This is a genomic window from Variovorax multivorans, from assembly GCF_051216835.1.
Taxonomy (GTDB): Bacteria; Pseudomonadota; Gammaproteobacteria; order Burkholderiales; family Burkholderiaceae_C; genus Variovorax.
This window is the reverse complement of record NZ_JBPJZL010000004.1, coordinates 176,197-195,857: the sequence shown is the minus strand read 5'-3', so window position 1 is coordinate 195,857 and position 19,661 is coordinate 176,197. Positions and strand designations below refer to the sequence as shown.

The following is a 19,661-nucleotide window of genomic DNA, read 5'->3' as shown; positions in this document are numbered from 1 at the left end:
AGTACTCAGGACTTGGCGAAGGCGTTGCCGAGAGCGAACACCGAATTCGGTGCGTTCACGCGGATCGGCTTGACCACCGGCTGGGCCGAGATCGCACGCTTGACGACCGGCTTGTTCTCGATCTGCACGCCCTTGGCGATCTGGTCGTCGACCAGCTTCTGCAGCGTGACGGAGTCGAGGAACTCGACCATGCGCTGGTTCAGCGAGGCCCAGAGCTCGTGCGTCATGCAACGGCCAGCTTCGCCGAGACAGTTTTCCTTGCCGCCGCACTGGGTGGCATCGATGGGTTCATCGACGGAAACGATGATGTCGGCCACGGTGATGTCCGCAGCCTTGCGACCGAGGCTGTAGCCGCCGCCGGGGCCGCGGGTCGACTCGACCAGCTCGTGACGGCGCAGTTTGCCGAACAGCTGTTCGAGGTACGACAACGAAATCTGCTGCCGTTGGCTGATCGCAGCCAGCGTGACCGGACCGGTGTTCTGACGCAACGCCAGATCGATCATTGCTGTGACCGCAAAACGGCCTTTGGTAGTGAGACGCATCGCAAGCTCCTTCAAGTGCTTACCGTTGAAATGACACCGTGGTCCTGGACCGCGGTGACTTCGTCTCCGCCCTGCCCGACCCCTGACGCTGGTGAACCAGTCGGTAGGAGTCGGTCCTTCATCGCGAAGTTCTTTTCTTGTTGTTGACTGTTTCGCTCAAGTATAACAGAAGCCCCCGAGGTCTGCTGGGGTAAACCCCAGCGCGGTTCGCTTGAAGAATGCGAACGTCTGACCTATTGCGGCGGGATGGCGATGTTGTCGCCGCCCGACGCCCCGAACGCCTGCTCCCGCAGCAGCGCCAACTGGTCCCGCACCCGGGCTGCCTTCTCGAATTCGAGGTTGCGGGCGTGCTCCAGCATCTGCTTTTCCAGCCGCTTGATTTCCCGGGCGATGTCCTTTTCGCTCATGTCCTCGACCTTGGCGCGTTCCAGGTCGAGCTTGGCCATTTCCTTGCCCGTTTTCTCGCTGTAAACGCCATCGATCAGGTCGCGCACCTGCTTGACGATGCTGCGCGGCGTGATGCCGTTCGCCTCGTTGTGCGCGATCTGCCGGGCGCGACGGCGCTCGGTTTCGCCGATGGCCTTCTTCATCGACTCGGTCATCCGGTCGGCATAAAGAATGGCCTTGCCGTTCAGGTTCCGCGCTGCGCGGCCGATGGTCTGGATCAGCGAGCGCTCCGCGCGCAGGAAGCCCTCCTTGTCGGCGTCGAGGATCGCCACCAGCGACACCTCGGGAATATCCAGCCCCTCGCGCAGCAGGTTGATGCCCACCAGCACGTCGAAAGTGCCCAAGCGAAGGTCGCGCAGGATTTCCACCCGCTCGACCGTGTCGACGTCGCTGTGCAGGTAGCGCACCTTCACGCCGTTGTCGCCCAGGTAGTCGGTCAGCTGCTCGGCCATGCGCTTGGTCAGCGTGGTGATCAGCACCCGCTCGTTCTTGTCCACGCGGATGCGGATCTCCCCCAGCACATCGTCCACCTGGTGTGTGGCGGGTCGCACCTCGACCTCTGGGTCGATCAGGCCGGTCGGCCGCACCAGTTGCTCGACGACATTGCCGGAATGGTCTTTTTCGTACTGCGCCGGCGTCGCCGAAACGAAGATGCACTGGCGCATGCGCGCCTCGAACTCCTCGAACTTGAGCGGCCGGTTGTCCATCGCGCTCGGCAGGCGAAAGCCGTACTCGACCAGCGTTGTCTTTCGCGCCCGGTCGCCGCTGTACATGGCGTTGAGCTGGCCGATCATCTGGTGGCTCTCGTCGAGGAACATCAGCGCGTCCTTCGGCAGGTAGTCGGTCAGCGTGGCAGGCGGCTCGCCGGGCGCGGCGCCCGACAGGTGGCGCGTGTAGTTCTCGATGCCCTTGCAATGGCCGATCTCGGCGAGCATTTCAAGGTCGAAACGGCTGCGCTGCTCCAGCCGCTGCGCCTCGACCAGCTTGCCCGCGCTCACCAGTTCCTTGAGCCGTTCACCCAGCTCGATCTTGATGGTCTCCACAGCGGCCAGCACCTTGTCGCGCGGCGTGACGTAGTGGCTCGACGGATACACGGTAAAACGCGGCACCTTCTGCCGGACACGCCCGGTCAGCGGATCGAAGAGCTGCAGCGACTCGATCTCGTCGTCGAACAGCTCGAAGCGGATCGCCAGCTCGCTGTGCTCCGCCGGGAACACATCAATGGTGTCGCCCCGCACGCGAAAGGTGCCGCGGGCAAAGTCCTGCTCGTTGCGCAGGTACTGCATGCGAATCAGCCGCGAGATCAGGTCGCGCTGGCCGACCTTGTCGCCGACGCGGGCAATCAGCCGCATCTCCATGTAGTCCTCGGGCGTGCCGATGCCGTAGATGGCGCTCACCGTGGCCACGATGACCGTGTCGCGCCGCTCCAGCACGCTCTTGGTGGCCGACAGCCGCATCTGCTCGATGTGCTCGTTGATCGATGAATCTTTCTCGATGAACAAGTCGCGCTGCGGCACGTAGGCCTCGGGCTGGTAGTAGTCGTAGTAGCTCACGAAGTACTCGACGGCGTTCTTCGGGAAGAACTCGCGAAATTCGCTGTAGAGCTGCGCCGCCAGCGTCTTGTTGGGCGCAAACACGATGGCCGGGCGGCCCAGCCGGGCGATCACGTTGGCCATGGTGAAGGTCTTGCCCGAACCGGTCACGCCCAGCAGGGTTTGAAACACTTCGCCGTCGATCACGCCCTCCACCAGCCCCTCGATTGCTTTCGGCTGGTCGCCGGCCGGCGGATAGGGCTGGAAAAGCTCGAAAGGCGAGTCCGGATAGCGGATGAATTCCCCCTGTTTCGCCGGCCCGATCGGGTCCAGTTTCTTCAGGTCTGCTATGGCTTCGTTGTTCTCTGGCATGGCTGTTCCCGACAGGTGGCGCTCGCGCCGGTAAAATTCAAGGCAACCGGAAAGGATAAAGCCTCCTCCGGTTGCAGCGAAGCTTTCATCCCAAAGGACCTTTCCATGTCTATGTTCACCGCGGTCGAAATGGCACCGCGCGACCCGATCCTCGGCCTCAACGAGCAATTTGCAGCCGATACCAACCCCAACAAGGTCAATCTCGGCGTCGGCGTCTATTACGACGACAACGGCAAGCTGCCACTGCTGCAGTGCGTGCAGGCAGCCGAGCAGAACATGATGAAAGCGCCCACGGCGCGCGGCTACCTCCCCATCGACGGCATTGCCGCATACGACAACGCCGTCAAGGTGCTGGTCTTCGGCGCCGACAGCGAACCCGTTACATCAGGCCGCGTGGCCACCATCCAGGCCATCGGCGGCACCGGTGGCCTCAAGGTCGGCGCAGACTTCCTGAAGAAGCTCAACCCCAACGCCAAGGTGCTGATCAGCGACCCGAGCTGGGAAAACCACCGCGCGCTGTTCACCAACGCCGGCTTCGAAGTCGAAAGCTACCCCTACTACGACGCCGCAAAGCGCGGCATCGACTTCGACGGCATGCTGGCCGCGCTCAACGCAGCCCCTGCCGGCACCGTCGTCGTGCTGCACGCCTGCTGCCACAACCCGACCGGCTACGACATCACGTCGCAGCAGTGGGACCAGGTCGTCGCCACCGTCAAGGCCAAGGGCCTGGTGCCCTTCCTCGACATGGCCTACCAGGGCTTCGGCTACGGCCTGAAGGAAGACGGCGCCGCCGTCGCCAAGTTCGTCGATGCCGGCCTGACCTTCTTCGTGTCGACCTCGTTCTCCAAGAGCTTCAGCCTGTACGGCGAGCGCGTGGGCGCCCTGTCGGTGCTGTGCGAGAGCAAGGAAGAAGCCGGCCGCGTGCTGTCGCAGCTCAAGATCGCCATCCGTACCAACTACAGCAACCCGCCCACGCACGGCGGCGCCGTGGTGGCTGCGGTGCTCGGCAACCCCGAACTGCGCGCCCTGTGGGAAACGGAACTGGGCGAGATGCGCGTGCGCATCAAGGCCATGCGCCAGAAGCTGGTCGATGGCCTCAAGGCCGCCGGCGTGAAGGAAGACATGAGCTTCATCACCACGCAGATCGGCATGTTCAGCTACTCGGGCCTGAGCAAGGACCAGATGGTGCGCCTGCGCAGCGAATTCGGCGTGTATGGCACCGACACCGGCCGCATGTGCGTGGCCGCGCTCAACAGCAAGAACATCGAGTACGTCTGCGCCTCGATCGCCAAAGTCATCTAGGTGACAGCAAAGTGTGAGGGAATCGCCTTCGCGACGATTCCTTCACGCTCAATGAAGAAGGCTCCTCGCGGCGGGGCCGATGTAGGGGTAAGGCCCCCTGCAACGCAGCGAATGCGCTGATATATTGCACCGCAACATTCCACTCCAAGACCAGCGATGCTCTATCAACTCTACGAAGCCCAGCGTTCCCTGATGGAGCCGTTCTCGGACTTCGCGCAGGCGGCCTCCAAACTCTACGGCCAGGGCGCCGTGTGGGGCCAGCTGCCCATGGCCCAGCGCATGGCCGCAGGCTACGACCTGCTCTACCGCCTCGGCAAGGACTACGAGAAGCCCGAGTTCAACATCAAGTCCGTCAAGGTCGACGGCGAAGAGGTCGTGATCCAGGAGGCTGTCGAACTCGACAAGCCATTCTGCGAACTGCGCCGCTTCAAGCGCTTCACCGACGAGCCGCACATCCTCAAGACGCTCAAGAGCCAGCCCGTGGTGCTGATCGTGGCGCCCCTGTCGGGCCACTACGCCACGCTGCTGCGCGACACCGTGCGCACCATGCTGCAGGACCACAAGGTCTACATCACCGACTGGAAGAACGCACGCCTGGTGCCGCTGTCCGAAGGCGAGTTCCACCTCGACGACTACATCAACTACGTGCAGGAGTTCATCCGCCGCCTGCAGGCCGAATACGGCAACTGCCACGTGGTGAGCGTGTGCCAGCCGACGGTGCCGGTGCTCGCGGCCGTGTCGCTCATGGCCAGCCGCGGCGAACAGCTGCCGCTGACCATGACCATGATGGGCGGCCCCATCGACGCGCGCAAGTCGCCCACAGCGGTGAATAACCTTGCGATGAACAAGAGCTACGAGTGGTTCGAGAACAACGTGATCTACCGCGTGCCGCAGGGCTTTCCAGGCGCGGGCCGCAAGGTCTACCCTGGCTTCCTGCAGCACACCGGCTTCGTGGCAATGAACCCCGACCGCCACGCCAGCAGCCACTACGACTACTTCAAGGACCTGATCAAGGGCGATGACGCCAGCGCCGAGGCCCATCGCAAGTTCTACGACGAGTACAACGCCGTGCTCGACATGGACGCCGATTACTACCTCGAGACCATCCGCACCGTGTTCCAGGAGTTCGACCTGGTCAACGGCACCTGGGACGTGAAGAACCCACAGGGTCAGGTGGAGCGCGTGCACCCGCAAGACATTCACTCGACCGCCCTGCTCACGGTCGAAGGCGAACTCGACGACATCTCGGGCTCGGGCCAGACCGAAGCGGCGCACAGCCTGTGCACCGGCATCGCCGACGACAAGCGCGAGCACTATGAAGTCAAGGGCGCCGGCCACTACGGCATCTTCAGCGGCCGCCGCTGGCGCGAACTGGTCTACCCGAAGGTGCTGAAATTCATCGCGGCCAACGACCAGCCCCAGAGCCGCGCCGGCAACCGCGGCGGCCTGGCCGCCGAAGACACCATCAAGCCCGGCCGCAAGGTGCCCGCCGTCGCGGCCAAGAAGCTGCCGGCAAAGAAGGCCACGGCCGTGGCTGTGAAGAAGCCCGTCGCGCGCAAGAAGCCCGGCACCGGTGCGGCGCGCTGAAGAGCGCGCACGCAACCTCATCACCAAGTGAACGGGCTGGCCGCACGCATCAACGACGCACTGCCTCAAACTCAGTGCACACGGTGCGGCTACCCGGATTGCGCAGGCTACGCACAGGCCGTGGCCAGCGGCGAGGCCGGCATCAACCAGTGTCCGCCGGGCGGCGCGGAAGGCATCGAGCGGCTCGCACTGCTCACCGGCCGCGCATTGCTCCCCCTCGATCCTCAATTCGGCACCGAAGGCCCGCGCGCCATGGCAGTCATCGACGAGGCCTGGTGCATCGGCTGCACGCTGTGCCTCGACGCCTGCCCCACCGATGCCATCGTCGGCATCAACAAGCGCATGCACACGGTGATCGAAGCCCACTGCACGGGCTGCGAACTGTGCATTCCGGTCTGCCCCGTCGATTGCATCTCCCTCGAAGTCGAAACGCCAGGCCTCAGCGGCTGGCAGGCCTGGGCTGCCGAGCAGGCCGACAAGGCCCGGCGCCGCTACGAGGTGCATGGCAGGCACCGCAATACCGACGCCCGGCTGGCCGAAACGGCGCCCGAGCCCGAAGCCCCGCAAGACGCCGGCGCCCGCAAGCGCGCCATCGTCGAAGCCGCACTGGCGCGTGCCCGCGCCGCCTCGCAACAACGCCCACCGGCCACCAAACCATGACGCTCGACACGCTGCTCATCTACATCGTCGCTTCGCTCGCGCTGGCCCTGATCCCCGGGCCAACGATGCTGCTGGCGCTGTCCAACGGCATCGAGGGCGGCATGCGCCGCGCGAGCTGGGGTATTGCGGGTGCATCGCTCGGCAGCATCACACTGATCGCAGTCGTCGCGCTCGGACTGGGTTCGTTGCTGGCGGCCTCGGAGTGGCTCTTCAATGCGATCCGTGTCGCAGGCGTGGCCTACCTCGTATGGCTGGGCGTCAAGCTGTGGCGCAGCGAAACCACCGACCTGCGCACCGCGCTGGCCAAGTCGCCGCTCGAAGTCCGGCCGCAGGGCCGCGTCGCGCTGCTGCGCAGCCTGATGGTGGCGCTGTCGAATCCGAAGACGGTGCTGTTCTTCGCGGCATTCCTGCCGCAGTTCGTCGACATCGCGAGGCCGCAAGGCCCGCAGTACCTGCTGCTGGGTGCAGTGTTCGTCGTGCTCGATACCTGCGTGATGCTGGCCTATGCGTCGGCCGGCACGCAGGCCGTGCGCTTCCTCTCACAGCGCGGCCTCAAGGCAATGAACCGCGGTTGCGCGGCCGGCATGTGGCTGCTCGCCGCTACGCTTGCTGTGTGGCGCCGCCCCGGCGCTTGAAGAGCAACAGCAGCACACCCGCCAGCACCACGGCCACCGCGTACCACTCGAAGCGCGTGACAGCCTCGTTGGCGATCCAGACGCCCAGCAGCATCGCGATCACCGGGTTCACGAAGGTGTAGCTCGCCGCCAGCGCGGCCGGCGCCCTGGCCAGCAGCACCATGTAGGCGTTGAAGGCGATCAGCGAGCCGAACACCACCAGATAGATCCACGCAGCGACCGCCTCGGCCTGTGGCGGCCAGCTCATCGTTTCACCAGACACCGCGGCGAGCCCCATCAGCACCACGCCGCCGCAGAGCATTTCGCTCGCAAAGCCCATCGCACCGGACGCCAGCGGCAGGCTGCGCTGGCTCAGCACGCTGCCAAGCGACCAGCAGACGCAGGCGATGCAGATGGCAACCAGCCCCTCGGGCGAAGAGCGGAAGCCGCTGCCCTGCGTCAGCATCAGCACACCGACGAGGCCAAGCGCGATACCCGCGGCTTCGAGCCGGGACGGCTTCACGCCCCAGATCAGATTGAGCAACGCAATCAGCAGCGGGATCACCGCGATGAACGCCACCACCAGCCCCGAGCCGATCGACACCTCGGCGTTCGCCGTGCCGCCCATGCCACCACCCAGCATCAGCGCGCCGACGATGAAGGCGTTGCGCCATTGCACCAGCGACGGCCAAGGCGCGCCGCGCCAGCGCATCCACGCTGCCAGCAGCACACCCGCGACCAGGAAGCGCGAGCCCATCTGCAGGAACGGCGGAAAGCTGATCAGCGCGTACTTGATCGCGAGGTAGGTTGAGCCCCACACCACCCAGGTGGCGGCGAGGCAGAGCCACAGCAGCGGCGGCAATCCGGGGCGGCCCGCGGCTGGCGCGGCATGGGCGGGAGAAGCGAGGGTCGGCATATCGAGGGTGTCTCTTCTTGGTATTGAATGCCCGGTCATGGTATGAAAGCCATCCCTCGGCAGCCATGCAGATTTCATGGTTCTACCCCCACTACACCGTCGATTTGAAGGAGTTGCATGGACTTTTCCTTGAACCCCTCGCTGGATGCCCATGACACCCGCATCCTCGCCGAACTGCAGGCCGACGCGCGCCTGACCATGGCCGAGCTCGGCCGCCGCGTGCACCTGAGCCAGCCGGCCGTGACCGAGCGCGTGAAAAAGCTGGAGGCCGCTGGCGTCATCAGCGGCTACCGCGCCACCGTCAACCTCGGCAAGCTGGGCTACGGCATCCGCGCGATCATCCGCGTCGGCCGTGCCGACTACGACCTTGTCGTGAAGCTGGTGCAGGAGACGCCCGAATGCGTCAATGCCTACAACGTGACCGGCGAGGACAGCTGGATCCTCGAGATTGCGGTGATCGACGTGAGCCACCTCGACGCGGTACTCACCAAGTTCTGCATCCTCACCGAGACGGCGACCTCGATCATCCTGAACCCGGCGCGCGAGCACCAGGCGATGCTGCCGCCTCAGCGCTCCGACGTGAAGCCGCCGATCAGGAAGGTGCTCAACGCGTAGCTGCGAGCGCGCTGAACGCCGTCACCACCTCGGGCGGCGCCTGCACCATCTCGATGAGCACGCCCTCGCCCGCAATCGGAAACTCGTCGTTCGCCTTCGGGTGCAGGAAGCAGATGTCGAAGCCGGCCGCGCCCTTGCGGATGCCGCCGGGCGCAAAGCGCACGCCCTGCGCCGTAAGCCATTCGACGGCCTTGGGCAGGTCGTCGATCCACAGCCCCACGTGGTTCAGCGGCGTCGTGTGAACGGCAGGCTTCTTCTCCGGATCGAGCGGCTGCATCAGGTCGACCTCGACCTTGAACGGCCCCACGCCCATCGCGCAGATGTCCTCGTCGACGTTCTCTCGCTCGCTCTTGAACGTGCCCGTGACTTCGAGCCCCAGCATGTCGACCCACAGCTTCTGCAGCCGCAGCTTGTCGGGTCCGCCGATGGCGATCTGCTGGATGCCCAGCACCTTGAAGGGACGTGCGGTGGTGGTGGTCATGCGGCACAGCCTTCCGGCTGCTCCTGAACCTGCCGCGCATTGAGGCCGAGCTTGCGCAGCAGCACCGTGTCGGCCTCGACATCGGGATTGCCGGTAACGAGCAGCTTGTCGCCATAGAAGATCGAATTCGCGCCCGCCATGAAGCACAGCGCCTGCACCGCGTCGCCCATCTGCTGGCGGCCCGCCGACAGGCGCACGCGCGCGGTCGGCATCGTGATGCGCGCGACGGCGATCATGCGCACGAAGTCGAAGGGATCGACCGGGTCCGAGTCGGCCAGCGGCGTGCCGGGCACGCGCACCAGGCTGTTGATCGGTACCGATTCCGGGTACGGGTTCAGGTTGGCCAGTTGCGCGATCAGCCCCGCGCGGTGCACCGGTGCCTCACCCATGCCGACGATGCCGCCGCAGCACACGCTGATGCCCGCGCTGCGCACGTGGGCCAGCGTGTCGAGCCGGTCCTGGTAGGTGCGCGTGTCGACCACGTCGGTGTAGTACTCGGGCGCGGTGTCGAGGTTGTGGTTGTAGTAGTCGAGGCCGGCGGCCTTGAGCTGGTGCGCGTGGTGCGGCTCCAGCATGCCGAGCGTGGCGCAGGTCTGCATGCCCAGGCCCTTAACGGCCTCGACCAGCACGGCCACCTTCTCGACGTCGCGGTCCTTCGGCGCGCGCCATGCTGCGCCCATGCAGAAGCGCGTCGCTCCGGCGTCCTTGGCGGCCTGCGCGGCGCGCACCACCTCTTCGACCTCCATGAGTTTTTGCGCCTTAACGCCGGTATCGAACTCGGCCGATTGCGGGCAGTAGCCGCAGTTCTCGGGGCAGCCGCCGGTCTTCACCGACAGCAGCGTGGCCAGCTCGATGTCGCCTTCGGGGAAATGCTGGCGGTGCACGGTCTGCGCCTCGAACAGCAGGTCCATCAGCGGCTTGTCGAGCAGCGCCTGGATCGCCTCGACGGACCACGGGCCCTGCGGCGTTACAGCCTTGGCGGGCCGATGTAGCGTGATCGCCTGTTGCAAGTCGTTGGCACCCATCAGTTGAACTCCAGAATGATTTGATCGACGGCCAGCGATTCGCCCTTGCCCGCCGAAACCTTGCCGACCACGCCGTCTTGCGTGGCGAACAGCACGTTTTCCATCTTCATGGCCTCGATCACGGCCAGCTTCTCGCCCGCGCGCACCTGCTGGCCCGGCTGCACCGACACCTCGACCAGCAGCCCCGGCATCGGCGACATCAGGAACTTGCTCAGGTCCGGTGGCGCCTTGTAGGGCATCAGCTCGAGCAGGCGCGCGCCCAGCGGCGACAGCACCATCGCCTCGATCTGCGTGCCGTCGTGCGACACGCGCAGCGCCAGCGGGCTCTTGCCCGCGCCACGCTCCACCTGCGCGGTGAAGGGCTTGTCGTTGACCGTGCCCTGCACGCGGATCGCGCCCAGCGCCAGGCTGCTGTCGATCTTGTAGTTCTTGCCACCCACGGCCACCGCGCTCGCGCCGGTCTTGCCGTGGAAGTCGGTGACCGACACAGGGTGCTGCACGTGCTTGCCCTGCGGCCCCAGCTCCACCACCACGAACTTCTCGCCCACTTTCACGCCGTGGCCTTCGAGCTGCCCGCTGATGCCCGAGGCGCGCGCGCGATAGCGGCGGTGCACATAGGCCGCGAGCGCGATCAGGAACGACGGATCGGCGTGCGGCACGTCTTCCGCATGGAAGCCCTTGCCGTAGTGCTCGGCGATGAAGCCGGTGTTGAAATCGCCCGCCACGAACTTCGGATGCGCCAGCAGCGCCGCCTGGAACGGAATGTTGCTGCTGATGCCGCGGATCACGAAGCCGTTGAGCGCCTCGCGCATGCGGGCAATCGCATGCTGGCGGTCCTTGCCGTGCACGATGAGCTTGGCGATCATCGAGTCGTAGTACATCGGGATCTCGCCGCCGTCGTACACGCCCGTGTCCACGCGCACGCCCTGCAGATGCTCGGTGTCGCTCGCGAACATGGTCTCGCTGGGCGGCTGGAACTTCACCAGCCGGCCGGTCGAAGGCAGGAAGTTGCGGAACGGGTCTTCGGCGTTGATGCGGCACTCGATGGCCCAGCCGTCGCGCTTCACCTGCTCCTGCGTCAACGGCAGTTGCTCACCGGCGGCCACGCGGATCATCAGCTCGACCAGGTCGAGGCCGGTGATGCACTCCGTCACTGGGTGCTCCACCTGCAGGCGCGTGTTCATCTCGAGGAAGTAGAAGCTCTGGTCCTTGCCGACCACGAACTCCACCGTGCCCGCGCTCTGGTACTTCACCGCCTTGGCCAATTGCACCGCCTGCTCGCCCATCGCCTTGCGTGTGGCGTCGGAGATGAAGGGCGACGGCGCCTCCTCGATCACCTTCTGGTGGCGCCGCTGGATCGAGCATTCGCGCTCGTTCAGGTAGATCACGTTGCCGTGCGAATCGCCCAGCACCTGGATCTCGATGTGGCGCGGCTCCTCGACGAACTTCTCGATGAACACGCGGTCGTCACCGAAGCTGTTGCGCGCCTCGTTGCGGCACGAGGTGAAGCCCTCGAAGGCTTCCTTGTCGTTGAAGGCCACGCGCAGGCCCTTGCCGCCGCCGCCGGCCGAGGCCTTGATCATCACCGGGTAGCCGATGTCTTTCGCGATCTCGACCGCGCGCTCCGCCGTCTCGATGGCGTCGTTCCAGCCCGGAATGGTGTTGACCTGGGCTTCATTCGCGAGCTTCTTCGAGGCGATCTTGTCGCCCATCGCCGCAATCGAATAGTGCTTCGGCCCGATGAAGGCGATGCCCTCTTCCTCGACCTTGCGCGCGAAGGCTTCGTTCTCCGACAGGAAGCCGTAGCCCGGATGCACGGCCTCGGCGCCGGTCTTCTTGCAGGCCGCGATGATGCGGTCGGCCTGCAGATAGCTCTCGCGGCTGGGCGCGGCGCCGATGTGCACGGCCTCGTCGGCCAGTTCGACGTGGCGGGCTTCCTTGTCGGCGTCGGAATAGACAGCGACCGTGAGGATGCCCATCTTCTTGGCCGTTTGGATGACGCGGCAGGCGATTTCGCCGCGATTGGCGATCAGGATCTTCTTGAACATGTTGTCGTCCTGCGTCTTCAGAGGGGGATGTTCCCGTGCTTGCGCCACGGGTTCTCAAGCTTCTTCTCGCGCAGCATCACCAGCGAGCGGCAGATGCGCTTGCGCGTCTCATGCGGCAGGATCACGTCGTCGATGTAGCCGCGTGCGCTGGCCACATACGGATTGGCGAAGCGCGCCTTGTATTCAGCCTCGCGGGCAGCGAGCTTCTCGGGGTCGTTCTTGTCCTCGCGGAAGATGATTTCCACCGCACCCTTGGCGCCCATCACCGCGATCTCGGCGCGCGGCCATGCGAGGTTGACGTCGCCGCGCAGATGCTTGGAGGCCATCACGTCGTAGGCGCCGCCGTAGGCCTTGCGCGTGATGACGGTGATCTTCGGCACCGTGCACTCTGCGTATGCGTAAAGCAGCTTGGCGCCGTGCTTGATGATGCCGCCGTACTCCTGCCCCGTGCCGGGCATGAAGCCTGGCACATCGACGAAGGTGACGACCGGAATGTTGAAGGCATCGCAGAAGCGCACGAAACGCGCGGCCTTGATGCTGCTCTTGATGTCCAGGCAGCCCGCCAGCACCAGCGGCTGGTTGGCCACGATGCCGATGGTCTGGCCTTCCATGCGGGCGAAGCCGATCACGATGTTCTTCGCGTAGTCGGGCTGCAGCTCGAAGAAGTCGCCGTCGTCCACCACCTTCAGGATCAGCTCCTTGATGTCGTAGGGCTTGTTCGGGTTGTCGGGCACCAGCGTGTCGAGCGAATAGTCGGGCCGGTCGGCCGGGTCGCCCAGGCCATTGTTGCCCAAGCGCACCGGGGGCTTCTCGCGGTTGTTGAGCGGCAGGTAGTTGTACAGGCGGCGCAGCATCAGCAGCGCCTCGACGTCGTTCTCGAACGCCATGTCGGCCACGCCGCTGCGCGTGGTGTGAGTGATGGCGCCGCCGAGCTCTTCGGCCGTGACGCTTTCGTGCGTCACGGTCTTCACCACCTCAGGGCCGGTGACGAACATGTAGCTGCTGTCCTTCACCATGAAGATGAAGTCGGTCATGGCCGGCGAATACACCGCGCCGCCCGCGCAGGGGCCCATGATCATGCTGATCTGCGGCACCACGCCCGAGGCCATCACGTTGCGCTGGAACACGTCGGCATAGCCGCCGAGCGAGGCCACGCCTTCCTGGATGCGAGCGCCGCCCGAGTCGTTCAGGCCGATGACGGGCGCGCCGACCTTCATGGCCTGGTCCATCACCTTGCAGATTTTTTCGGCATGCGCTTCGCTGAGTGCGCCGCCGAAAACGGTGAAGTCCTGGCTGAACACGAACACCAGGCGGCCGTTGATCATGCCGTAGCCGGTGACCACGCCGTCGCCGGGGATCTTCTGCTCGGCCATGCCGAAATCGACCGAGCGGTGCTCGACGAACATGTCCCACTCTTCAAAAGTGTTGTCGTCGAGCAGCAGCTCGATGCGCTCGCGCGCCGTGAGCTTGCCCTTGGCGTGCTGCGCGTCGATGCGCTTCTGCCCGCCGCCGAGACGCGCCTGGGCGCGACGCTTTTCGAGTTGTTCGATCAGTTCTTGCATGGTGTGCTTCCGAAGCTGTGGTCCTGAATGTCGTGTCTCATGGTCTGGCCGTGATGGCGACTGCGGCGAGCAGATTGCGCGCCGCGGCCGATGCCGGCAGCGTGCCCTGCGCCACCTGCTGCGTGAGCTGCGGCAACAACTCGCGCACCTGCGGGTGATGCCTGAAGGCGTGCTTGAGGCCGGCGTCGATACGCTCCCACATCCACGCGGTCGCCTGCTTCTCGCGGCGCTTGGCCAGCTTTCCGTTGGCCGTCTGCAGTTGCCTGAATTGCGTGACGGCGTCCCAGAAGGTGTCGACGCCGGTGTTGGCGAGCGCGCTCAGCTGCAGCACCTTGGGGAGCCAGAAGCGCACTTCTGCGCCGCTGTGTGCGTCGTGCACCGCATGTGCGTGATCGGGGTTGCCCTGGTGGCCGAAAAGCCGCAGCGCCGAGGTGATCTGCGCCTGCGCGCGTGTTGCGGCGTCCTTGTCGAGGTCGGCCTTGTTGATGACGACGAGGTCGGCCAGCTCCATCACGCCCTTCTTGATGGCCTGGAGGTCATCGCCGGCATTGGGCAGTTGCATCAGCACGAACATGTCGGTCATGCCGGCCACGGCGGTTTCGCTTTGGCCCACGCCGACAGTCTCGACGATGACGATGTCGTAGCCGGCCGCCTCGCACACCAGCATCGCCTCGCGCGTCTTCTCGGCAACGCCGCCCAACGTGCCACTCGAAGGACTCGGGCGGATGTAGGCGCGTTCGTGCACCGAGAGCCGCTCCATGCGCGTCTTGTCGCCGAGGATGGAGCCGCCCGACACGGTGGACGACGGGTCGATGGTGAGCACCGCGACGCGGTGGCCCTTGCCGATCAGCAGCAAGCCCAGCGTTTCGATGAATGTCGACTTGCCGACGCCCGGCACGCCCGAGATGCCGAGGCGAAACGAGTTGCCCGTGCGCGGCAGCAGCGCGGTGAGCAGTTCGTCGGCCTGCGTGCGGTGGTCGGCGCGCGTCGATTCGAGCAGCGTGATGGCTTTAGCGATGGCGCGTCGCTGCGCCATGCCGTCGGTTTCGGCGACGGCGCGTTCGAGCGCCTGCGCCGTGTTCAGCACGCGGCCTCCGAAGCCACGCGCCAGCGGTAGTGCAGGTCGACGCCCTCTTCGCCTTCGAGCACGAAGCCGTGCCGCAGGTAGAAGCGGTTGGCGTCGCTCTTCACGAGCGCGGTGAGCTTGATGTCCAGCTGCTGCGCGCGCGCCTGCGACTTGGCCCATTCGAGCACCCATTCACCGATGCCCAGGCCCTGGAAGCCGGTGCGCAGGTAGAGGTGGTCGAGGCGCAGCGCATCGCTGTCCTCGGGCTTGAGCGTGACGAAGCCGATGCGCTGGTCGCCATCGAGCACGATGTGGTGCATGTACGGCACGAGAAAGCCCGCGCTCAGGCGCTCGCGCGAACGCGCTGCGTCGAAACGGCCCACGCGCTCCAGGCTCGGGCGCATCGCGTCGATGCGCAGGGCCAGCATGGCCTCGAAATCGCTGGAATCCACCGGCTGCAGCGACAGCCGCGACAAGAGATCGCCCACGTCGCGCCTCAGGCCGTGACCGCCGCGCGAATCTGCTCCAGCACGTCCTTGGCGCTGGCCGGAATGGGCGTGCCCGGTCCGTAGATGCCCTTGACGCCGGCCTCGTAGAGAAAGTCGTAGTCTTGCCGCGGAATCACGCCGCCGACGAACACGATGATGTCGTCCGCGCCCTGCTTCTTGAGTTCATTGATGATGGCTGGCACGAGGGTCTTGTGGCCGGCTGCGAGCGTGCTCACGCCCACTGCATGCACGTCGTTCTCGATGGCTTGCCGCGCGCATTCTTCGGGGGTCTGGAACAGTGGGCCCATGTCCACGTCGAAGCCCAGGTCGGCAAAAGCCGTAGCGACGACCTTGGCGCCGCGGTCATGGCCGTCCTGCCCGAGCTTGGAGATCATCACGCGTGGACGGCGGCCCTGCTCTTCGGCGAAGGCGTTGATTTCGGTCTTGAGGGCTTCCCAGCCTTCGGCGGAGTCATAGGCAGCTGCGTACACACCGGTCACCTTTTGCGTGTCGGCGCGATGGCGGCCGAATGATTTTTCGAGCGCGTCCGAAATCTCGCCCACCGTGGCGCGCAGGCGCACGGCGTCGATGCTCAGCGCCAGCAGGTTGCCGGTGTTGTTCTCGGCGGCTTCGGTGAGCGCGTCGAGCGCGGCCTGCACCTTGGCGGTATCGCGCGAGGCGCGGATGCTCTTGAGCCGCGCCACCTGCTGGTCGCGCACCTTCACGTTGTCGATCGAGAGGCTGTCGATCGCATCTTCGTTCTTGAGCTTGTACTTGTTGACGCCGACGATCACGTCCTTGCCGGAGTCGATGCGCGCCTGCTTCTCGGCGGCGGCCGCCTCGATCTTGAGCTTGGCCCAGCCGCTGTCCACGGCCTTGGTCATGCCGCCCATGGCCTCGACCTCTTCGATGATTGCCCAGGCCGCGTCGGCCATGTCCTGCGTGAGCTTCTCCATCATGTAGCTGCCGGCCCAGGGGTCGATCACGTTGGTGATGTGCGTCTCTTCCTGGATGATGAGCTGCGTGTTGCGCGCGATGCGGGCGCTGAACTCGGTGGGCAGCGCGATGGCTTCGTCGAGCGCGTTGGTGTGCAGGCTCTGCGTGCCGCCGAACACCGCGGCCATTGCCTCGATGGTGGTGCGCACCACGTTGTTGTACGGGTCCTGCTCGGTGAGCGACCAGCCCGAGGTCTGGCAGTGCGTGCGCAGCATCAGGCTCTTGGGGTTCTTGGGGTTGAACTCCTTCATGATGCGACACCACAGCAGGCGCGCCGCGCGCATCTTGGCAACCTCGAGATAGAAGTTCATGCCGATGGCCCAGAAGAAGCTCAGGCGTCCGGCGAAGCCGTCGACGTCGAGCCCCTTGGCCAGTGCGGTCTTCACGTATTCCTTGCCGTCGGCCAGCGTGAAGGCGAGCTCCAGCGCCTGGTTGGCGCCGGCTTCCTGCATGTGGTAGCCGCTGATCGAGATCGAGTTGAACTTGGGCATGTTCTGCGCCGTGTACTCGATGATGTCGCCGATGATCCGCATGCTCGGCGCTGGCGGAAAGATGTACGTGTTGCGGACCATGAACTCCTTGAGGATGTCGTTCTGGATGGTTCCGCTGAGTTGGTCCTGCGCCACGCCCTGCTCTTCGGCCGCGACCACGTAGCCCGCCAGCACCGGCAGCACGGCGCCGTTCATCGTCATGGACACGCTCACCTTGTCGAGCGGGATCTGGTCGAACAGGATCTTCATGTCCTCGACCGAGTCGATTGCCACGCCAGCCTTGCCGACGTCGCCAGTGACGCGCGGATGGTCGCTGTCGTAGCCGCGGTGGGTGGCGAGGTCGAAGGCCACGCTCACGCCCTGGCCGCCGGCGGCCAGCGCCTTGCGGTAGAAGGCGTTCGACTCTTCGGCGGTGGAGAAGCCGGCGTACTGGCGGATGGTCCAGGGGCGCACTGCGTACATGGTGGCCTGCGGGCCGCGCAAGTAGGGCTCGAAGCCGGGCAGCGTGTCGGTGTACTTCAGGCCCTGCAGGTCGGCGGCGGTGTACAGCGGCTTCACGGCGATGCCGTCGGGCGTGATCCAGTTCAGCGCGTTCACGTCGCCGCCGGGTGCGGACTTGGCAGCAGCCTTGGCCCAGGCTTCGAGGTCGGCGGGCTTGAAAGAGGGTTCGGGTGTGCTGCTCATGAAGGGGCCGTTCGCAGTGTCTTGCAGGGTATTCGCAAATTCGCCTGCACGGATTTGCAAGCCGGCCGCGAGTCTAACCGATCCATAATTATTAATTCAAACACCGTTTTTGAAGTACAGTCCGGCCCATGTCCGCCGTCACCCTCACCCCCCGCGCCCTCTATGAAGAGGTGGCCGAGCTGCTGCGCCAGCGGATCTTTCGCCGCGAACTGGAGCCCGGCAGCTGGATCGACGAACTCAAGCTGGCCGAGGAATACGGCATCAGCCGCACGCCGCTGCGCGAGGCGCTAAAGGTGCTGGCGGCCGAAGGCCTGGTGACGATGAAGGTGCGGCGCGGCGCCTATGTGACCGAGGTGTCGGAGCAGGACCTGACCGACGTGTACCACCTGCTCTCGCTGCTGGAGAGCGACGCCGCCGGCGTGGTGGCCGAGCGCGCCACCGACGCACAGCGCGCCGAGCTGAAGGCGCTGCACGCCGAACTGGAAACAGCGGCCTCCCCTGAGAACCGGGAGCATTTCTTCGCCCTGAACGAGCGCTTTCACATGCGGCTGCTGGCCATCGCCAACAACAAGTGGCGCGACCAGATGGTGGCCGACCTGCGCAAGGTGATGAAGCTCAACCGGCACAACTCGTTGCTGAAGGCCGGCCGGATCGCCGAGTCGCTGGCGGAGCACCGCTCGGTGATGGCCGCCATCGAGGCGCGGGACGCAGAAGCCGCCATGGCCCGCATGCGCGAGCACTTCCAGAACGGGCTCGAAGCCGCGAACTAGCGCCTGTCAGCGCGGCGCGGCGCCAGCGAGGAACATGTCGACGGCGCGCTGAACCAGCGCGTGAATCTGCTCTACCGACACGGGCTCGGGGTCGACCTGGAAGAGCCGCGCCTGGGTTTCCGCCGTGATCAACGTGGTGAACTGCAGCGCGGTCACGTGTGGGTCCCGGTGCCGTAGTTCGCCGCGCTTCATCGCCGCATCCATGAACCCCGCGAGGGTTCGGATGTATTCGGCAGGCCCCGACTCCTGGAACTGCTGCCCCACGTCGGAGCGCCCGGCTTCGGCAAGAACCATCCGGTAGACCGCCAGCGCGTCCGCGTCGTTGGTCAACACGAACAGCATCCGCTCGCCGAACCGCATCAATTGCGCCTCGAGCGTGGCGGTCTCGTTCGCCTCCTGCAACTCGGCCGCGGCCTCAGCCAGATGCGAGACGGCCACGGTTTGCACGACCGCCCTGAAGAGCTCCTCTTTCGAGGCGAAGTACCCGTACAGGGTGGCCTTCGACCCACCCAGGCGCTTTGCGAGCTCGTTCATCGACGTGCGCTCGTAACCCAGCTCCTTGAACAGCGCCACCGCCGCTTCAAGGATGGCGGTGCGCCGCGCTTCTGTCCTGACCTTCATCGCATTTCCCTTAAAAGAATACCCAACTGTACAGTTTTCTTGACATCGCCAAAATCCACCTCAATAATAAACCGTACCGTACAGTTTTAAATCTGGACACGGTCGTTGCCCTCTTCACTTGTCCATTCACTTCTTCCCAATTCAAGGAACGCGATGCGTGCTCTTTCCGATGCCCCCAAGGCCATCACCCTGGCGGTCTGCCTGATCCTCACGGCGTGCGCCAGCACACAGCCGGTGCCATATGCCGGCATCGCCTCCGCAACCCAGTTGCGACCGAGCCAGCATGACGACTCCGGTCGCATTCCCTTCGAATACAAGACCAACATCGACTGGCGGCGGTATTCGGATTTCGTCCTCGATCCGGTCGCCATCTATCGCGGCAACGATGGCCAGTTCGAAGACGTGTCGGAAGACGACAAAGTCTTCCTGGCGCGCTACATGCAAAACCAGTTCACCGACAAGCTGAATGCGCGCTTCCGGAACGCTCCTGGCAGAAACGCCAACGCCGTACGGATCAAGCTGACGCTCACCGGCGCCAAGACGAACACGGCCGTTCTCAGCACCTTCTCGCGCTTCGACCTGCTGGGCGGCCCCTACAACGCGGTGCAGGCCATCCGCGGCAAGGAAGGTGCGATGACGGGCTCGGTGAGCTTTGCCGTCGAAATCTACGACGCCTCGACCAACGAACTGCTCGGCGCCTACGTCACCAAGCAATACCCGAACGCATGGAATCTCAAGGCCGGCATCGGGGCCCGGAGCGCTTCCATCGCAGGCATTGAAAACGGAGCCGACCAGCTGGTCGCGTACCTGCAATGACGACGCCGCTCTGGAGACAACTGCGC

General features: G+C 65.2%; 18 protein-coding genes. 7 read left to right on the top strand and 11 right to left on the bottom strand.

All coding sequences use genetic code 11. The features are described from left to right. Window positions 1–5: 5 nt before the first annotated feature. Both iscR and uvrB read right to left on the bottom strand, forming a co-directional pair. Entirely contained in the window at window positions 6–542 is a 537-nt protein-coding gene (gene iscR / locus ACSFCA_RS11130; RefSeq protein WP_007828186.1) for a Fe-S cluster assembly transcriptional regulator IscR, read from the bottom strand. 233 nt (window positions 543–775) lie between these two features. Further along, window positions 776–2,893, bottom strand: coding sequence for an excinuclease ABC subunit UvrB (gene uvrB, locus ACSFCA_RS11125; RefSeq protein ID WP_258349879.1), 2,118 nt, complete (start codon window positions 2,891–2,893; stop codon window positions 776–778). A gap of 105 nt (window positions 2,894–2,998) precedes the next feature. Between uvrB and ACSFCA_RS11120 the strand changes: the two genes are divergently transcribed. From ACSFCA_RS11120 to ACSFCA_RS11105, 4 genes are all read left to right on the top strand, one after another. Then, window positions 2,999–4,195, top strand: coding sequence for an amino acid aminotransferase (locus tag ACSFCA_RS11120; protein ID WP_258349880.1), 1,197 nt, complete (start codon window positions 2,999–3,001; stop codon window positions 4,193–4,195). Between the two features lie 156 nt (window positions 4,196–4,351). Next, window positions 4,352–5,782 carry a polyhydroxyalkanoate depolymerase gene (locus tag ACSFCA_RS11115; protein WP_435459559.1) on the top strand — a complete coding sequence of 477 codons (1,431 nt, stop codon included), beginning with the start codon at window positions 4,352–4,354 and terminating at the stop codon, window positions 5,780–5,782. A 27-nt stretch (window positions 5,783–5,809) separates the two neighbouring features. Next, complete coding sequence (locus tag ACSFCA_RS11110; protein WP_435459558.1) at window positions 5,810–6,442, top strand: RnfABCDGE type electron transport complex subunit B; 633 nt, start codon at window positions 5,810–5,812, stop codon at window positions 6,440–6,442. After that, window positions 6,439–7,077, top strand: coding sequence for a LysE family translocator (locus tag ACSFCA_RS11105; RefSeq protein WP_435459557.1), 639 nt, complete (start codon window positions 6,439–6,441; stop codon window positions 7,075–7,077). The genes ACSFCA_RS11110 and ACSFCA_RS11105 overlap by 4 nt, the downstream gene beginning before the upstream one ends. On the opposite strand, the gene yedA is transcribed toward ACSFCA_RS11105, so the two are convergent. Beyond that, a complete protein-coding gene (gene yedA, locus ACSFCA_RS11100; RefSeq protein ID WP_435459556.1) occupies window positions 7,043–7,972 on the bottom strand; it encodes a drug/metabolite exporter YedA in 930 nt (309 codons plus the stop codon). The two genes, ACSFCA_RS11105 and yedA, sit on opposite strands and share 35 nt — an antisense overlap. Before the next feature lie 117 nt (window positions 7,973–8,089). Here yedA and ACSFCA_RS11095 point away from each other — a divergent pair, with 117 nt between their 5' ends. Continuing rightward, window positions 8,090–8,587 (top strand): Lrp/AsnC family transcriptional regulator, encoded by a 498-nt coding sequence (locus ACSFCA_RS11095; protein WP_435459555.1) that lies wholly within the window; start codon window positions 8,090–8,092, stop codon window positions 8,585–8,587. Here the strand turns inward: ACSFCA_RS11095 and ACSFCA_RS11090 are convergent. The 7 genes from ACSFCA_RS11090 to scpA are packed head-to-tail and all read right to left on the bottom strand — an operon-like array spanning window position 8,577 to window position 17,428. After that, window positions 8,577–9,068 carry a VOC family protein gene (locus ACSFCA_RS11090; protein WP_435459554.1) on the bottom strand — a complete coding sequence of 164 codons (492 nt, stop codon included), beginning with the start codon at window positions 9,066–9,068 and terminating at the stop codon, window positions 8,577–8,579. The genes ACSFCA_RS11095 and ACSFCA_RS11090 overlap by 11 nt on opposite strands. After that, the gene (gene bioB, locus ACSFCA_RS11085; protein ID WP_435459553.1) at window positions 9,065–10,093 is read right to left on the bottom strand and encodes a biotin synthase BioB; all 1,029 of its coding nucleotides are present in this window, start codon (window positions 10,091–10,093) and stop codon (window positions 9,065–9,067) included. Before bioB ends, ACSFCA_RS11090 begins: the two co-directional genes overlap by 4 nt. Beyond that, on the bottom strand, window positions 10,093–12,141 hold the full coding sequence (accC, locus tag ACSFCA_RS11080) for an acetyl-CoA carboxylase biotin carboxylase subunit (RefSeq protein ID WP_435459552.1): 2,049 nt from the start codon (window positions 12,139–12,141) through the stop codon (window positions 10,093–10,095). The genes bioB and accC overlap by 1 nt, the downstream gene beginning before the upstream one ends. A gap of 17 nt (window positions 12,142–12,158) precedes the next feature. After that, window positions 12,159–13,703, bottom strand: coding sequence for an acyl-CoA carboxylase subunit beta (locus tag ACSFCA_RS11075; RefSeq protein WP_093052368.1), 1,545 nt, complete (start codon window positions 13,701–13,703; stop codon window positions 12,159–12,161). Between the two features lie 37 nt (window positions 13,704–13,740). Beyond that, on the bottom strand, window positions 13,741–14,790 hold the full coding sequence (gene meaB / locus ACSFCA_RS11070; RefSeq protein ID WP_435459551.1) for a methylmalonyl Co-A mutase-associated GTPase MeaB: 1,050 nt from the start codon (window positions 14,788–14,790) through the stop codon (window positions 13,741–13,743). Next, complete coding sequence (locus ACSFCA_RS11065) at window positions 14,784–15,257, bottom strand: GNAT family N-acetyltransferase (RefSeq protein ID WP_435459550.1); 474 nt, start codon at window positions 15,255–15,257, stop codon at window positions 14,784–14,786. The genes meaB and ACSFCA_RS11065 overlap by 7 nt, the downstream gene beginning before the upstream one ends. Before the next feature lie 8 nt (window positions 15,258–15,265). Beyond that, window positions 15,266–17,428: a methylmalonyl-CoA mutase gene (scpA, locus tag ACSFCA_RS11060; protein ID WP_258349890.1), complete on the bottom strand. Its 2,163-nt coding sequence runs from the start codon at window positions 17,426–17,428 to the stop codon at window positions 15,266–15,268. A gap of 128 nt (window positions 17,429–17,556) precedes the next feature. Between scpA and ACSFCA_RS11055 the strand changes: the two genes are divergently transcribed. Continuing rightward, the gene (locus ACSFCA_RS11055) at window positions 17,557–18,198 is read left to right on the top strand and encodes a GntR family transcriptional regulator (protein ID WP_435459549.1); all 642 of its coding nucleotides are present in this window, start codon (window positions 17,557–17,559) and stop codon (window positions 18,196–18,198) included. A 6-nt stretch (window positions 18,199–18,204) separates the two neighbouring features. Here the strand turns inward: ACSFCA_RS11055 and ACSFCA_RS11050 are convergent, their stop codons facing one another. Next, window positions 18,205–18,819, bottom strand: a complete 615-nt coding sequence (locus tag ACSFCA_RS11050; protein WP_258349891.1) for a TetR/AcrR family transcriptional regulator — start codon at window positions 18,817–18,819, stop codon at window positions 18,205–18,207. A 153-nt stretch (window positions 18,820–18,972) separates the two neighbouring features. On the opposite strand from ACSFCA_RS11050, the gene ACSFCA_RS11045 reads away from it, so the two are divergent. Beyond that, the gene (locus ACSFCA_RS11045; RefSeq protein ID WP_435459548.1) at window positions 18,973–19,635 is read left to right on the top strand and encodes a DUF3313 domain-containing protein; all 663 of its coding nucleotides are present in this window, start codon (window positions 18,973–18,975) and stop codon (window positions 19,633–19,635) included. Window positions 19,636–19,661: the final 26 nt, after the last annotated feature.